This is a genomic window from Aromatoleum toluclasticum ATCC 700605 (assembly GCF_000378245.1).
GTDB classification, from domain to species: Bacteria; Pseudomonadota; Gammaproteobacteria; order Burkholderiales; family Rhodocyclaceae; genus Aromatoleum; species Aromatoleum toluclasticum.
In genome coordinates this window covers 183,281-198,605 of record NZ_KB899497.1, presented here as the reverse complement: position 1 = coordinate 198,605, position 15,325 = coordinate 183,281, and the positions used below count along the sequence as shown (strand labels likewise).

Annotated in this window: 14 protein-coding genes and 1 pseudogene; 2 read left to right on the top strand and 13 right to left on the bottom strand. The window is 66.8% G+C overall.

The window, feature by feature from the left end:
* Positions 1-7: 7 nt before the first annotated feature.
* The 8 genes from hmpA to F464_RS0113770 form a co-directional block, all read right to left on the bottom strand.
* Positions 8-1,249: an NO-inducible flavohemoprotein gene (gene hmpA / locus F464_RS0113805; protein WP_018990414.1), complete on the bottom strand. Its 1,242-nt coding sequence runs from the start codon at positions 1,247-1,249 to the stop codon at positions 8-10.
* Between the two features lie 207 nt (positions 1,250-1,456).
* Positions 1,457-2,272, bottom strand: coding sequence for a 3-keto-5-aminohexanoate cleavage enzyme (gene kce, locus F464_RS0113800; RefSeq protein WP_018990413.1), 816 nt, complete (start codon positions 2,270-2,272; stop codon positions 1,457-1,459).
* 7 nt (positions 2,273-2,279) lie between these two features.
* Positions 2,280-2,681, bottom strand: a complete 402-nt coding sequence (kal, locus tag F464_RS0113795; RefSeq protein WP_018990412.1) for a 3-aminobutyryl-CoA ammonia lyase — start codon at positions 2,679-2,681, stop codon at positions 2,280-2,282.
* Between the two features lie 10 nt (positions 2,682-2,691).
* Positions 2,692-3,456 carry a lysine 5,6-aminomutase subunit beta gene (gene kamE, locus F464_RS0113790; protein WP_018990411.1) on the bottom strand — a complete coding sequence of 255 codons (765 nt, stop codon included), beginning with the start codon at positions 3,454-3,456 and terminating at the stop codon, positions 2,692-2,694.
* A gap of 1 nt (position 3,457) precedes the next feature.
* Positions 3,458-5,005, bottom strand: coding sequence for a lysine 5,6-aminomutase subunit alpha (gene kamD / locus F464_RS0113785; RefSeq protein ID WP_018990410.1), 1,548 nt, complete (start codon positions 5,003-5,005; stop codon positions 3,458-3,460).
* The gene (kamB, locus tag F464_RS0113780; RefSeq protein ID WP_018990409.1) at positions 5,002-6,075 is read right to left on the bottom strand and encodes a lysine 5,6-aminomutase reactivase subunit KamB; all 1,074 of its coding nucleotides are present in this window, start codon (positions 6,073-6,075) and stop codon (positions 5,002-5,004) included. Before kamB ends, kamD begins: the two co-directional genes overlap by 4 nt.
* Positions 6,068-7,105 (bottom strand): L-erythro-3,5-diaminohexanoate dehydrogenase, encoded by a 1,038-nt coding sequence (gene kdd / locus F464_RS0113775; protein ID WP_018990408.1) that lies wholly within the window; start codon positions 7,103-7,105, stop codon positions 6,068-6,070. The genes kamB and kdd overlap by 8 nt, the downstream gene beginning before the upstream one ends.
* A gap of 9 nt (positions 7,106-7,114) precedes the next feature.
* On the bottom strand, positions 7,115-8,296 hold the full coding sequence (locus F464_RS0113770; protein ID WP_018990407.1) for a KamA family radical SAM protein: 1,182 nt from the start codon (positions 8,294-8,296) through the stop codon (positions 7,115-7,117).
* Positions 8,297-8,462: 166 nt separating this feature from the next.
* Here F464_RS0113770 and F464_RS0113765 point away from each other — a divergent pair, with 166 nt between their 5' ends.
* Both F464_RS0113765 and F464_RS0113760 read left to right on the top strand, forming a co-directional pair.
* Complete coding sequence (locus tag F464_RS0113765) at positions 8,463-8,894, top strand: Lrp/AsnC family transcriptional regulator (RefSeq protein ID WP_018990406.1); 432 nt, start codon at positions 8,463-8,465, stop codon at positions 8,892-8,894.
* Between the two features lie 139 nt (positions 8,895-9,033).
* Complete coding sequence (locus tag F464_RS0113760) at positions 9,034-12,318, top strand: DEAD/DEAH box helicase (protein ID WP_018990405.1); 3,285 nt, start codon at positions 9,034-9,036, stop codon at positions 12,316-12,318.
* A 189-nt stretch (positions 12,319-12,507) separates the two neighbouring features.
* On the opposite strand, the gene F464_RS0113755 is transcribed toward F464_RS0113760, so the two are convergent.
* The 5 genes and pseudogenes from F464_RS0113755 to F464_RS31610 form a co-directional block, all read right to left on the bottom strand.
* The gene (locus tag F464_RS0113755; RefSeq protein WP_018990404.1) at positions 12,508-12,801 is read right to left on the bottom strand and encodes a type II toxin-antitoxin system RelE/ParE family toxin; all 294 of its coding nucleotides are present in this window, start codon (positions 12,799-12,801) and stop codon (positions 12,508-12,510) included.
* Complete coding sequence (locus tag F464_RS0113750; RefSeq protein WP_018990403.1) at positions 12,789-13,061, bottom strand: CopG family ribbon-helix-helix protein; 273 nt, start codon at positions 13,059-13,061, stop codon at positions 12,789-12,791. The genes F464_RS0113755 and F464_RS0113750 overlap by 13 nt, the downstream gene beginning before the upstream one ends.
* Positions 13,062-13,108: 47 nt before the next feature.
* Positions 13,109-13,804, bottom strand: coding sequence for a hypothetical protein (locus F464_RS31615; protein WP_026295991.1), 696 nt, complete (start codon positions 13,802-13,804; stop codon positions 13,109-13,111).
* A gap of 163 nt (positions 13,805-13,967) precedes the next feature.
* Positions 13,968-14,054 (bottom strand): annotated as a pseudogene (locus tag F464_RS31970) (hypothetical protein); the annotation flags it as partial.
* The gene (locus tag F464_RS31610; RefSeq protein ID WP_026295990.1) at positions 14,054-15,229 is read right to left on the bottom strand and encodes a DNA methyltransferase; all 1,176 of its coding nucleotides are present in this window, start codon (positions 15,227-15,229) and stop codon (positions 14,054-14,056) included. The gene F464_RS31610 and the pseudogene F464_RS31970, both read right to left, overlap by 1 nt.
* Positions 15,230-15,325 lie beyond the last annotated feature (96 nt).

Genomic DNA, 15,325 nt, shown 5'->3' with positions numbered 1-15,325 from the left:
GTCTCCATCAAGCTGCGAGCGCCACGGAGTCTACCAGCCCTTTGGGCGCGGTCACGATCTGGTCCGGCCCGAAGACTTCGTAATGGACACGGCCGGCCGGCACGCCCCACGAGAGCAGCGTGTCGCGCTGTTTCAGCATGAAGGGCAGCGGACCGCACAGGTAGTAGTCGGCATCGGCGAGTTCGACCCTGCCGCGCACGCGTTCGAGATCGACGACGCCCTCGAAGTGGTAGTCGCGCCCCAGGACGTCCGTCGCGTCCGGAGCGTCATAGAACACGACATGCTCGACATGCGCATGTTCGGCCGCGAGTTGCTCGACGTGTCCCTTGAGCGCATGCACGCGTCCGTTGCGCGCGCCGTGGACGAACATCGCACGCCGCGTGGTCTGCGCGAGCGCGTTCAGCATGCTGATCATCGGCGTCAGGCCGACGCCGCCGCTGACCAGGACGACAGGGGTGGTCCGCTCCTCGTCGAGGTAGAAGTCGCCGTAGGGCGGGGACAGGCGGACGCGGTCGCCGACATTGACCGCGTCATGCAGGCGATTCGACACGGCGCCCTGCGGATCCTGGCCTTCCCGTTTGACGGAGATGCGGAAATAGCGGGTGTTGGGCGCTTCGGACAGGCTGTACTGGCGGATCTGCTCGTGGCCGAGCTCGGGGATGTACTGCACGAGGCTGACGAACTGCCCCGGCACGAAGGGCGGCAGCGCGCCGCCGTCGGCCGGGCGCAGGTAGAAGGAGGTGATCAGCTCGCTCTCGCTTTCCTTGCGCTCGACGACGAATTCGCGCCAACCGTCCCAGCCACCTGGGGCCGCGGCCGCCGCGCGGTAGAGCTCGGCCTCGGCGGCGATCAGCACGTCGGCGAGCTCGCCGTAGGCTTCGGCCCACGCGGCGATGATCTCTTCGGTCGCCGCGGTGCCGAGCACTTCGCGGATCGACGCGAGCAGGTGGCGACCGACGATCGGATAGTGCTTGGCGCGGATACCGATGCTCGCATGCTTGTGCGCGATGCGCGATGCGACTGGGGCCAGCGCCGCCGGGTTCTCGATGTTCTGGGCGTAGGCGAGCACCGCCTGCGCGAGCGCCTGTTGCTGCCGCCCGCCCGCCTGGTTGCCGAGGTTGAAGATGTTCCTGAGTTCGGGTTCGTGCGCAAACAGCCGCGTGTAGAAATGCGTCGTCAGCGCGAGGCCGTGCGCCTGCAGTGCGGGAACGGTTGCCTGGACGAGTTCGATCGTACGCTTTGAAGCCATTGGGGGTGTTTCCTATTAGATTCATATTTTTTGCATCTTTTCGGCCGCGAGCGTACACGCAAGTCCTTGCGCTCGCAAGCGGGCGCAGCGCCCGAAAGGAAATCGGCACAAGGTCCATCCTCCCACGCCCCGGCGACCGCCCCTCGGACAATCGGTCGAGGCGACCATCTGTTGCGACCGCGAGCGCCTCCCTGCCCTGCGGCGCGCTCAGCGCGTGATGCCCAGGATCTCCCGCGCCTCGTCCGGCGTCGCCAGCGGCCGCTCCATCTCCTTCGCGATGCGCGCGATGCGCGCGACGAGCTGGGCGTTGCTGGTCGCGAGCACCCCCTTCCGGTACCAGACGTTGTCCTCGAAGCCGACGCGCACATGCCCGCCGAGCGCAATCGCCATCGCGCCGAGCGGCAGCTGCGCGGCACCGATGCCGGCGACTGTCCACGTCGCCTCCGCCGGCAGTTGTGAGCGCAGGAACATCAGCGAGTCGGGCGTGCCGGCCATCGCGCCGGGGATGCCGAGCACGAAGTCGACATGAACAGGGTCATCGACAAGCCCCTTCTTCACCCAGCGCTGCAGGCTGTGCAGCATGCCGGCGTCGAAGATCTCGAACTCGGGTTTGACGCGCAGTTCCTTCATCGTGTGGAGGAAGTGCTCCATGTCGGCCGGCGGATTGAGGAACACGTCATCGCCGAAATTCACCGAACCCATCGACAGCGTCGCCATCTCGGGGCGCAGTTCGACCGGCGCGAGGCGCTCGGCAGCTGTCATGCCGACCGCGCCGCCGGTCGACACCTGCACGATCACGTCGCAGCGCGCGCGGATCTTGTCGATGATCTCGGCGTAGATCGCCTTGTCCTGCGTCGGCGTGCCGTCGGGGCGGCGGGCGTGGACGTGGACGATGGAGGCGCCCGCCGCCGCGCACTCCGCAGCGGCACGCGCGATCTCGTCGGGCGTGATGGGCAGCGCGGGCTGCTGTTCGCGGGTGACTTCGGCGCCGGTGAGCGCCGCGGTGATGATCAGCTTGTCCATGGCGCGCTCAACGCATGTTGCGCTGGCACTCGGTCGGCACTACGCAGGTGCCGGACGCGCGGCAAACGACGAGCGGTTCGGGCAGCACGTCGCAGGCCGAAGGCTGGCCTTTGACGCCGGCCGGCATGATGACCTTGCGTGCCTCGAACACCATCTTGCGCGAGGTCTTGCCCATGGAGACGATGCGGCCGGTGGCCTCGATGTAGTCGCCGGAACGCACCGGGGCGAGGAATTCGACGCTGTCGTAGGCGACGAAGAGGCCCTCGTCGCCGTCGCTGCGGATCAGCAGTTCGGTGGCGACATCGCCGAAGAGTTGCAGCATCTTCGCGCCGTCGACGAGGTTGCCGGCGTAGTGGGCGTCGTGGGCGCCGATGCGCAGGCGGATCATGCTCGTGATTTCGTTGTTCATGTTGTCTCCCTTATGCAGCGTGGCGCTTGATCCATTCGTTGATCGCGAAGGACGCGACATCCTCCGCGTACGACTTGGTGCCGAAACCGGCGTCGTAGCCGAGCTCCTTCGCGAGTTCGTGCGTGATGCGCGGGCCGCCGACGACGAGGATCACGCGGTCGCGGATGCCCTCGGCTTCGAGGAGATCGGACAGGCGCGTGAGGTTGTCGAGGTGGATGTTCTTCTGCGTGACGACCTGCGACACGAGGATCACGTCGGCCTGCTCCTCGATCGCGCGGGCGACGAGCTCCTCGGAGTCGACCTGCGCGCCCATGTTGATCGCGCACACCTCGTGGTAGCTCTCCAACCCCTTGTGGCCGTTGTAGCCCTTCATGTTCATGATCGCGTCGATGCCGACGGTGTGGGCGTCGGTCTCGATGCAGGCGCCGAGGAAGACCATCTTGCGGCCCATCTTGTCCGCGATCAGCGCGTCGATCGCTTCCTTGTCGAGCGTCTCGAACTCGGGCTTGGCGACCTTGATGCGCGAGAGGTCGACGCGGTGCTTGCACTGGCCGTACAGCACGTAGAACGAGAAGCCCTGCCCCATGTCCTCGGCGTGGACGACGGCGGGCTCGTCGAGCCCCATCTCCAGCGCGAGCTGGCGCGCGGCCTCCTTCGCGTTCTCGTCGAGCGCGACCGGCAGCGTGAAGGAAAGCTGCACGCGGCCGTCGTTCATCGTGTCGCCGTAGGGTTTCACCCAGTTTTCGGCGATTTGGTTGGTGAGGTGTTCGCTCATGTCAGTTCGCTCCCGCCAGCATCAGATCCGGGAAGGGGTTGTAGTAGTCGGAGGCCTTCGCGATCACGCCGTCCAGGCCCTTGCCGCCCTCCATCGTGCGCGAGATGTCGGCGAAGGTGCCGCGGCCGATCGCCGCCGGCAGGCCGATCTTCTCGATGTCGGCCAGTATCCCGACGGTCTCGGCCAGCACCTGCTGGGCGCGCGACTCGATCCGCCCGCCCGCCTTGAATTCGACTTCGTCGTGCAGGTCGCGCATCGTGCCGAACACGTACTTCGCGTTCTGGATCGCGAGGAAGCGGTCCTGGATGAAGGGCGTGTGGATCGCTTCCGTCATCATCCCGAGCAGGTGGATGTTCTGCCCGGTGAGCGTGCTGACGACGTTGAACAGCGCGTCCTGGATGTGGCCGCGGAAGATGTTCCCCGTCATGTGCTTGGTCGGCGGCATGTACTTGAGACACGCTTCCGGGAAGACCTGGCGCACGAGCTGGGCGTGGGCGACTTCCCACAGGAAGCCGTTCTCGAGGTCCGGGTTGATCTCGAAGGCGTGGCCGAGGCCCATCTGGTCGGGCTTCAGGCCCGAGATGTAGGCGAACTGCTCGTTGATGAGCTGTGACGCGAGCACGGTGTGCGCAGCATCGAACGCATCGGCGGTGGTCAGGTAGTTGTCCTCGCCGGTGTTGATGATGATGCCGGCGTAGGCGTTGACCATGCGCGAGAAGAACTGGTCGATGAAGGTGCGCTTCATGTTGATGTCACGGAAGATGATTCCGTACATCGAGTCGTTGAGCATCATGTCGAGACGCTCCATCGCCCCCATCGCCGCGATCTCCGGCATGCACAGGCCCGAGCAGTAGTTCGTCAGGCGGATGTAGCGGCCGATCTTGGCGCCTACCTCGTCGAGCGCGGCGCGCATCAGGCGGAAGTTCTCCTGCGTGGCGTAGGTGCCGCCGAAGCCTTCGGTGGTCGCGCCATAGGGCACGTAGTCGAGCAGGCTCTGGCCGGTCGAGCGGATCACCGCGACGATGTCGGCGCCCTGCTCCGCGGCGGCGCGCGCCTGCACGATGTCTTCATGGATGTTGCCGGTCGCGACGATGAGGTAGAGCCAAGGCGTGCGCGCCTCGCCGACCTTGTCGATCTGCTGTGCGCGAAGTGAGCGCTGGGCGGCGATGTGATCGCAGGTCTTCGCGGCAATCGCTTCAGCGGATTTGCGGGCAGCCTTGTCGTGCTTCGGCGCGGCGAGCACGAGCTTGCCGGCGGCCACCGCTTCGGCGACCTGCTGAGCGGTGAGGCCATGTTCCTCCATCGCCCCGGCGACGACGGCCGCGGCGCCGTGCGGCAGCAGCTTCTGCTCCTGCAGATGCGCGACCAGGCGGTTCGGCAGCGGAATCTGGTTGTCGTCCACGCCATCGACGCCCATCAGGCGCAGCGTCGCGCGCTCCACGGTGGTCGTCGTGTACTGGCTCATCTCGTCGAACACGCGATGCGCGATTCGGCGCGCCGATTCGCGTGCGCGGTCGATCTGGCCTTGGTCGAGATTGAGTCGGGTCATTCAAGAACTCCTTCGGTCTGTTCCTCGCGCATCACGTCGGCGACGACGTGATCGGGGAAGGCCCGGCGTGCCGCGTCGAGGAAGTCCCCCGCGTCGAAGCTGCCGCCGAGCGGCGAAAACGGGTTGACGGTGATGCCGGCGATGCGGATGCGCCTGAACGCTGCGAGGTGCGCGCCCATTGCGGTGAAGCCCGCGACGTCGTTCGCATCGACGAAGAGCTTGGTGCCGTCGGCGACGACGACGGTGAGGCCGGGATGGCGCGCGGCGAGCGTCTTCAGCGCGTGCCACAGCGCCCGGCCGACCGCTCCGCTGACGGCGATCGTCGCGGGATCGTGCAGGCCGAGCAGCGTCGGTGCGGCGTTGAGCGTCGGGATACGCGCGTCGAACACGACTTCGCCAGCGCCGTTCCACACGCCGATGCCGCCGTGTGCGAACACGTGTTCACAACGCGCGACAAGCACTTCATCCACAGCCGGAATGCCGAGGATCGCGAGCCGGTCGCGCGTCTTGCGGATCACGTCGGGAATACCGCCGCCGATCGCCGCGCCGGTCGCAAGCACGACGCCGTCCGCGATCGCGGGCGAGGCGTGGTGGCTGCGCCCGAGCGCGCCGTCGAGCAGCACCAGCGCGCAGCCGCAACCCTTCAGGATCCCGATCACCTTCTGCTGATCGGAGCTGCGCGACGCGCCGGCGATCTCCATCTCGCCATGGTCGAGCGCGCGCACGATCAGGATCTCGCCCATCGGGCTGTCGATGCCGGTCGTGCCGATCTGCTTCCAGCGAACCTTCGCGCGCAGCAGCGTGTCGCGCGCGGTCGCGACGAGGCTGCCGGGCCACACGAGCACCGGCGGCTTCGGAATCGAAAACACCTGGTCGCGGTCCTCGCCGTCGCGCCCGATCGAGGTGATGCCGACCGTCGTGCCATGAGCGTGCGCCTGCGCGAGGAGATGATTCAGGCACACGGTCTTGCCGGTGTTCTTCGTCATCCCCATCACCGCCAGCGTCGTCATGCCGGCCGCACGGATCTCGCGCCACAGCGCGCTCCCGGTCATGGCCGCGGCCTCAGACATAGAGCGTCTCGAACAGATGCCGCAGCACCGGGCTTTCGCGCAGCAATTCCAGCGCGAACACCGCATGGTCCTTCGCGTAGCCGTTACCGACGATCATCTCGACGTCCTTGCCCACGCCTTCGGCCCCGAGCGCCGCAGCGGTGAAGCTTGTCGCCATCGAGAAGAAGTAGATCTTGCCGCCGTCGCGCGTCGCGAGAATGCTGCCCATTTCGGTATTCGGGATGTTCACGCAGTTGATCACGACGTCGGCCATGCGCCCGCCGGTGAGCTCGGACACGGCTTCCATCATCCCCACCGCATCGGTCGCGTCCGCCCGCAGCGCGTGATCGACCCAGCCGAGCTCGCTCATGCGGCGGCAGTCCTTGTCGAAGGGCGACACGCCGATCACACAGCCGGCGGGGCCGACGCGCTTCTTCGCCTCGTAGGTGCAGAGCGTGCCGGACTTGCCGCCACCCCCGACGACCACGACCGTGTCGCCCGGACGCACGAGGCGCGCGGTCTGGGCCGGCGCACCGGCGACGTCGAGGATCGCGAGCGCGACCTTCTCCAGGATGTCGTCCGGCAGCTTCGCATACAGGCCCGTCTCGAACAGGACCGCCTGGCCGTCGATCTCGATCTGATCCTTGTCGGCGTGCACGGCGCGGACCGCGTCGATGCGCAGCGGCGTCAGCGACAGCGACACCAGCGTCGCGAGCTTGTCGCCGACCTTCAGGTCCGTCTTGCCGATGAGCTTCGGGCCGATCGCCGCGACGCGGCCGATCAGCATGCCGCCCGAGCCCGTCACCGGGTTGTGCATCTTGCCGCGCTGGCCGACGATGTCGCGCACGATGGCCGCGATGCGGTCGAGGTCACCCTCGGCCTCGGTCTTGATCTGCGTGAAGCTCGCGGCATCGATGTTGAGTGCCGCGACATCGATCAGGATCTCGTTGTCGCAGAGCGACATCGTGTTGTCGATCTTCCATGCGCCTTGCGGCAGCACGCCTTGCGGCTCGACGACGCGGTGCGTGCCGTAGGGGGAACCATGCTTCATGTCGCCCCCTTACGCGCGGCTCTGCGACGGGACGCGGAAGTCCAGGCCCAGCCCCGGCATCTCGACGGTGTCGCCCTTGTAATTGCGGCACTTGATCGTCGTGCCCTGGCCGTCGCGCCGGATCTCCTCCGTCACATAAGTCGGGATGATCGGCAGCTTGCCCAGCCCGCCCAGGCCGTCGACGACGAAGGTCGGCACCGCGGGACCGCTGATCCAGCCACGGATGCCTTCGTACAGCTCCAGCATGCGGTGGTAGGGCACGATGAAGTGATGCGCACCCTCGACCATGTCGGTCGAATAGACGTAATACGGCCGCACGCCCATCTCGATCGCCTGCATGAAGAGCTCGCGCAGCACCTCGACGTCGTCGTTCACGCCCTTCAGGCACACCGTCTGCAGGCCCATCATGATGCCGGCCTTCTGGATCAGCTTCACGCGCTCGCGCAACAGCGGCGTGATCTCCTTCGGGTGGTTGATGTGGATGTTCACCATCTGCACGCGGTGCTTCTCGAGGATCGCGCACAGCTCGGGCGTCACGCGCGTCGGCAGCTGCACGACCATGCGCGAGCCGATGCGCAGGAAGCGCACGTGCGGCGCACGCTCGCGGATCGCGCCGAGGATGTAGTCGAGCCGCTCGTCGTCGAAGGTCAGCGGATCGCCGCCCGACAGCAGCACGTCGTCGATGTCCTGATTGCTCGCGATGTAGTCGATCGAGCGCTCGATCTCGTCCTTGTGCACCGAACCGGCCGGCTGCGACACCATGCGCTTGCGGGTGCAGAAACGGCACAGCGTCGAGCAGGTGTTCGACACGAGGAAGAGCACCCGGCGCGGGTAGCGGTGCACGACGCTGGTGCCGGGAACGGTGTCGCCCTCCTCGCCCAGCTCGTCGAGCAGGGTGTGGAAGCCGGGCTTCTGCTCCTCGTGGCGCGACGGCAGATATTGCAGGCGGACCGGGCAGTTCGGGTCGTTCGGGTCCATCAGCTGCGCCATGTAAGGCGTGATCGACACGGCGAACTTCTCGTACACGGTGCCGTTCACGTCCTCCATGTTGTTCAGGACGTCCTTCAGCTCGGAGTGGTGCGTATAGCGGCGGGCGAACTGCTTCTGCCAGGACTCGGACGCCGGGTCGTAGGCTTCCAGTTCGGCGCGTGTGCGCAGCACGCGCGGAGAGATCGCGACTTTTTGCAGCATGTTCCTGTCCCTTTTGTTCGTCGTTATGAGTGGCGCGGGGGCCTGACGAAGACGAGTTTAGGGAATGGCTGCGCCGGTCTGAACGGGCAAAGTGACTTTGAATATGCCGGCAAATCGGTCAAAATGACCGACGTTCGGACAAACTGATTTTTACCCCGCAAAACCCATGGACGAACTCGACCGCCAGCTCATCGAGCTGCTCAAAGTGAATGCCCGCCTGCCCGTCGTGAAGATCGCGCAGGCGCTCGGCTGCGCGCGCAGCACGGTGCAGTTGCGCCTGAAGGCGCTGGAAGACTCGGGAACGATCAGCGGCTACACGGTCAGCGTGACAAAGCCGCAGTCGACGCGCTCGATCCAGGCGATGGTGCTGATCTCAATCGAATCGAAGAACGAGCCGGACGTCGTGCGCGCGCTGAAGAAGCGCCACGAGATCACCAAGCTCTACTCGGTCAGCGGCCGCTACGACCTGTGCGGGATGCTGGAAACCGAGACCACGCACGAGCTCGACGCCGTGATCGACCGCGTGCGGGCGATCCGGGGCGTGGTCGATACCTTCTCGACCATCCTGCTGTCGACGAAGCTGGACCGACCGGGCTGATCCGCGCCACTTGCGCCCAAGCCGAGCCGAGAGCGGTGAGGCAGCCACCCTTCGTTCTTCAGGGGCGCCGCCAATCCCGCCCGACTGCAATAGTGGCGTCACGTAAGCGCCCCGCTCCCCTGCTCCTCCCTCCGACCCAATGAGCATCCTCGACAGCTGCACCGAAACCGACATCACACGCTGGCTCGGTCCCCACGAGGTCGCGAAGGGGCGCGCCTATCTGGGCGCGGTCTCCGACCTCGTCCGCGATGGCGAAACCTTGCACGCCCGCGTGCAGGGCACACGGTCGCGGCCCTATCAGGTAGTGGTGCAATTCACGGGCGCCCCGCATCCCCGTTCCGCGCGACTCGTTTCGTACTGCTCCTGCCCCGTCGCCATCGACTGCAAACATGTCGCCGCCACCCTGCTCCGCTGGCTGGCGGTGCGCAGCAGCGATCCGTCACGCCCACGCGAACAGATCCTCGCCTGGATCGAGGCGTTCCGCGGCATCACGGCGCAGCAGCCGTCGACGGCGCGCAAGCCCGCGCCCACCACGCAGCACTCGCTCCTCTACCTGATCCGCTTCCACAACGGCTACCAGCAGTACGCCGTCACCTGCTTCAAGGCGCGGCTCGGTCGCGACGGTTCGGTTCGACAGGCCGAGAGCTGGCAGAACATCGAGCGGGCGCTCGACACGCCGCCGTCCTTCGTCAATGAAGCGGACCTGGACATCCTGGGCCTGCTCTGGAGCCAGCGCCCGCGCGGGCGCTTCTTCCAGGACGCGCTGCCGCTCGATGGCCGCAACGCCGAACAGTTGATGGCACGCCTCGCGCGCTGCGGACGCACGTATTTCAATGACCTTGGCGCCACCCCGCTGAGCTTGGGCGACGCACGCGCCGGGTCGCCGGAGTGGCACAGCACCGCAGACGGACGACGCGCGCCGGGACTGCGCCTGACACCTCCGGCGGAGGTCGTGCTGCCGCTGCTGCCGCCCTGGTACGTGGACCGCAAGGCGAACCAGATCGGACCCATCACCCTCGACGCCCCCGCCGAACACATCGTGCGTCTGCTGTGGCTGCCGCCGCTGACACCGGTCGAAGCCGAGATGATCAGCGTGACGCTGGCCGAACTCACTCCTGCCCTGCCATTGCCGAGCACGCTCGGCGAACCACCGCTGGAGCTGTCCGGCCCGCCCGTCCCGGTGCTGCGCATCGACACGCTCTCCGCATACGACATCAACTTCCGCAGCTACCCACGCTATGGCGCGACGCTGTTCGACTACGCGACGCTCGCGTTCCGCTACGGCCCGCTGACGATCCCGCCCGGCAACGCACCGATGTTCCACACCCTGCCAGACGGCCGCAGTGCCCGGTTGCAGCGCGACACCGCGGCAGAATCGGCCGCCGTCCGGCGCCTCGGTCAGGCCGGGCTGGGCAAGGTGGGCGTGCGAAGCGTCTCCAGCGCCTACGGCACCCTCCCCGAACATGCCTTCGGCCTCGCCAGCGAGGACGCCTGGGGCCCGTTCACTGCAAACGAAATCCCGGCCCTGCGCGCCGAAGGCTGGGCGATCGAACTGCCGCCCGATTTCCGCCACCACGCCATCGACATCACCGATGTGACGCTCGACGTGGATGAAGCCGATGGCGGCTGGCTCGCCATCTCGCCCGGCATCGAGGTCGACGGCCGCACGCTCGCCCTCGCGCCGCTGCTGGCCGAACTCTTCGGGCGCGACGGGCGCTGGCTGGGCGGCGGCCTCCATCGTATCGCCGACGAGGAGGCGATCATCCTGCACCACGAAGACCTCGGCCGGCTACGCATCGCGGCCGGGCGCCTCAAGCCGCTCGTCGGTGCGCTGGTGGACCTGTTCGACCGCCCCGAAGGGGCGCTGCGGGTGTCGCGTCTGGACGCTGCGCGGCTGGCCGACCTCGACCTGCCCGGGCGCGGTCGCGACGCGCTCGCCGAGCTCGCCCGGCGCCTGCACGACGCCCGCGGCATCGAAGCCGTCGCCGCCCCGGCGGGCTTCAACGCCGTGCTGCGTCCCTACCAGCTCGAAGGGCTCGCGTGGCTGCAACACCTCGTGCGTCACGATCTGGCCGGCATCCTCGCCGACGACATGGGGCTCGGCAAGACCGCGCAGGCGCTCGCCCACCTCCTCACGGAAAAACACGCCGGGCGGCTCGACCGGCCCGCCCTGGTGATCCTGCCGACCTCGCTGGTGTTCAACTGGCAGACCGAAGCGGCGCGCTTCACCCCCGGACTGCGCGTGCTGAACCTGCACGGCCCCGACCGCCACAGCCGTTTCGACCAGCTAGAGGACATCGACGTCGCGCTCACCACCTACCCCCTGCTGTGGCGCGACGCCGACGCGCTGCAGGCACGCGAGTGGAGCCTGCTGATCCTCGACGAGGCGCAGACGGTGAAGAACGCCGCGAGCAAGGGCGCCCAGGTCATTCGCCAGCTACGCGCCCGCCATCGCCTGGGCCTCACCGGCACGCCGCTGGAAAACCACCTCGGCGAGCTGTGGGCGCAGTTCGACTTCCTGCTGCCCGGCTTCCTCGGCACGAACAAGGAATTCACCCGCCTCTGGCGCACGCCGGTCGAAAAGCGCGGCGACACGCAGCGGCGCGACCTCCTCGCCGCCCGCATCAAGCCCTTCATGCTGCGCCGGCGCAAGGAAGACGTCGCCAAGGAGCTGCCACCCAAGACCGTGATCGTGCGCAGCATCGGCCTCGAAGGCGGCCAGCGCGACCTGTACGAGACCGTGCGCGCGGCGATGGACGACAAGATCCGCCACGAGATCGCCGCGAAGGGCTTCGCGCGCAGCCAGATCGTGATCCTCGACGCGCTGCTGAAATTGCGTCAGGTGTGCTGCGACCCGCGCCTGCTGAAGAGCACGGCTGCCGCGGCCAGGGTCAAGGAGCGCGCCAAGCTCGACCACCTGATGGACATGCTCCCCGAGCTGATCGCCGAGGGCCGCCGCATCCTCGTGTTCTCGCAATTCACGCAGATGCTCGCGCTGATCGCCGCCGAACTCGACCGCGCCAGGATCAGCTGGGTCGGCCTGACCGGCGACACGCGCGACCGCCGCACACCGGTCGAGGATTTCCAGCGAGGGCGCGCCTCCGTGTTCCTGATCAGCCTGAAGGCGGGCGGCGTCGGCCTCAACCTCACCGCGGCCGACACCGTGATCCATTACGACCCGTGGTGGAACCCTGCCGCCGAAAACCAGGCCACCGACCGCGCCCACCGCATCGGCCAGGACAAGCCGGTGTTCGTGTTCAAGCTGATCTGCGCCGGCAGCATCGAAGAACGCATCCTCGCGCTGCAGGACCGCAAGGCCGCGCTCGCCGCCGGCGTGCTGTCGGAGGACGCCGACGCGCTCGCCAAGTTCGGCGCGGACGACATCGCCGCACTGCTCGCGCCGCTACCGCCCGCGACGGTCTGAGTCAGCTGCGGACGACCGCGTGGAGCCGCAACCACTCAGCGAACGCGGCCTCGTCCAGCTCGCCCGCGCCGACTGCGAGCACCGTGGGGCGACGGGATCGCAGTTGCCAGATTCGGCCTTCGGCTCATCCGCGCTACAACAGTTGCTGATCCATCTTCGCGGTCAGTCGGCGAATTTCGTTCTTGCTCATCAGTAGCCCGCCTCTTTTTGGTGTCGGAAGGCCAGGACATACACCGCACGGTCGGACGGTTCATGGCGGTACAGAGCCACATAGCCGGAGTCCCCGAAGGCAATCACCAACTCGCGCAGTTCCGGAATGTCAGGGAAGGGCCGGCCAATGTCGGGGGCAGTTTCCAGCAGCAGGAATTGCTGCAGGATGGCCCGGCCGGCGCGCCTGGCAGCTTCCGGGTCCTTGGCGGCCAGAAACCGCCGGCATCGTTCCAAGCCTTGCGCGGCGCCTTCGGTGACGATTACTTGTGGCACTCAGGCGCCGCCTTCTCGTCTTCGGTGCCCCAGGTGTTCAACCAGGTGCGCACTTCCTGACCGGTCAGGTGCCGGCCGGTTTCCTGATAGGCCGCCCAGGATGCCAAGGCTTCCTGCTTGAAGCTCTCGCGGGCTTCCTCGCGCTCGACGTATTGCTGGATGGCTTCGAGCATGATCCAGTGGGCCGAGCGGCGGCGCTGACTGGCGAGGTGCTGGACACGACTTTTTAGCGTGTCGTCGATCTTGAGGGACGTTGCCATATCGGGCCTCTTATCACTTGGTAATACCAAGTGATAATCTAATCTTCTCACCCCGGTCCGTCAAACGACCATAAGCAACTCATTGCTCGCCGGCCTGATGATGATATCGGTAGCCATGCATCCGTGAGCCGCCCGCACCCCTGCAACCGGTATGCCTTGCCCTCGCGCTGCACCATGCCCAGCTCTTCCAGCGCCTCGATCACCGACAGCACGGCGGCTTTCGGCGAGCGTTTGAACTGCGCGGCGATGGCTTCGGCGGGGAGGCTCTGGCGGGCGAGCGCGGCGCGCACGGCGGCGACCTGTTCGCGCATGTTCTTCGGCCACGTCGCCTTACCGTTCACGGCGGCGGGGGCGGCTTCGGCGGCAGCGGTTTCTTCCGCGAGTTCGGCTTCGAGCGGCTGCGGCGCGGCGCCAGCGCCGGGGTTCTGGTAGTCCGGGCGCAGCCAGCGCACGAGGCCGCGCGTCTCTTCGGCGGCACGGCGGGCGTTGAGTTCGACGAGGCGGCGCAGCAGTTCTTCCTCGGCCTCCGCCTGCGCTTCCGGTTTGTCGGGCAGCGGGGTCGTCGCGCCGGGGCGGCCGACGAGCGCTACGGCGAGGTCGTTCCAGCCGTAGGCGTCGAACACCGCCGTGTCGAGCGCGTCGTGCAGCTCGCTCAGCACGGACACGAGGCCCTGTTCGTGGATCGTTTTGTCCTTGGCGTTCAGCGTCTCGCCGCTGCGCAGCTTTTCGAGGACGTTGTACATGCCGGTCAGCGTGAGATCCGGGGTGCTGCGTCTGCTGGCGCTTCCTGTGCGCGTCGAGCTGTTCGGCGAGCTCGCGGATACGGGATTGCTGCGCGGGGGTGGCGTCGGGGAAGGGGAAGGTTTCGAAGCAGGCGGACTTGATATAACGCGGACGATTTTCCAGCGTGCTTCCAGTTGTAGTGCTCCACGGAACGTGAATACGCGACGACAACACGCCCAGTACAGAGCAGTCGGAAATCGCTACGTTCATTAGGGCGTCATCTGGCAGGACATCCGCACTAAGCGATTGAAATAATCTGTGTTTCGCTGTGACGGGCGTCGCGATGAAGCGAGAGAGACCTCGGGCCATACGACGCCAGTCTCGACGTGCCTCCCCAAATATCCACCAATTATCTCGATACGTTGCCCGGCTATTGTGTTCACGTTCGGGTTTGACGTATTCAAGCACACGCTGATACACGGCCGAAAAGCGGGAACGGACGTCCTTAGCGGCAAGATCAGCTTGCAGCCGATGAACGGCGGATTCCCCACGATGTAATCCGCCTGCGGCCATTCGGCCTTCTTCGGATTCACGTAGCGCATCTGCACGACCTGCGCCGTCTCGTCCGGGATTGGCTCGCCGGTGACGGGACTGGTCTTGTACGTGACGCCGTCCCAGCGCGCGACCGGGCGGCCGGCTTCGTCGGTGACGAATTCCTCGCGCTCGTAGGCGATCAGCGCGTCGCGGTGTTCGATGTTCTTGAAGTCCCGCAGCACCGGCTCGGGCGGATTCACGGTGCCGTGCGTGCGGAAGTGCCATTGCAGGTAGCCGATCCACAGCACCATCTCGGCGATCTTCGCGGCGCGCGGGTTGATTTCGAGGCCGAGGAACTGGTGCGGGTCGACGGTGACGCCTTCGAGTTCCAGCAAACCCTGCGATTCGCCGAGGTCGTGCAGCAGGTTGAGTACTTCGCCTTCGAGGCGCTTCATGTGCTCCAGCGTCACGTACAGGAAGTTGCCGCTGCCGCAGGCGGGGTCGAGCACGCGCACTTCGCACAGGTGGCGGTGGAAGGCACGGATCTCGGCGACGGCCTCGCGGTGCTTGCCCTGCTGCTCGAAGGCGAGCGCGCGTTCCAGCAACGTGCCGAAGATCGCCGGTTCTACGTAGCGCCAGTCGGCTTCCGACGCTTTCAGCAGGAGTTCGAGCTGGTCGCGGTCGAGCGGGATGGCGGTGGCCTCGCTGAACAGGCCACCGTTGAAGCGCAGGACCTTGCCGCGCAGGATGGGCGAGAAACCGCCGCTGTTCATGTTCTGCCACAGACTTTCGAGCATGGGCGCGAAGGTCAGCGGCGAATCCTTGAGGCTCAGTAGCAACTCGGTGAAGCTGCGCGCGGGCAGCAGGCCGACGTCCTCGGCGAACATCGTGTCCAGAACGTGCAACATCATCCGGAGCCTCCTGCCCTCTGTTCAGGCGCAGGCTCGATCCCGGTTCCGGGCGGTGAGATCCCGGCCGGCGAACGTGATCCGATAACGGCATTTCCT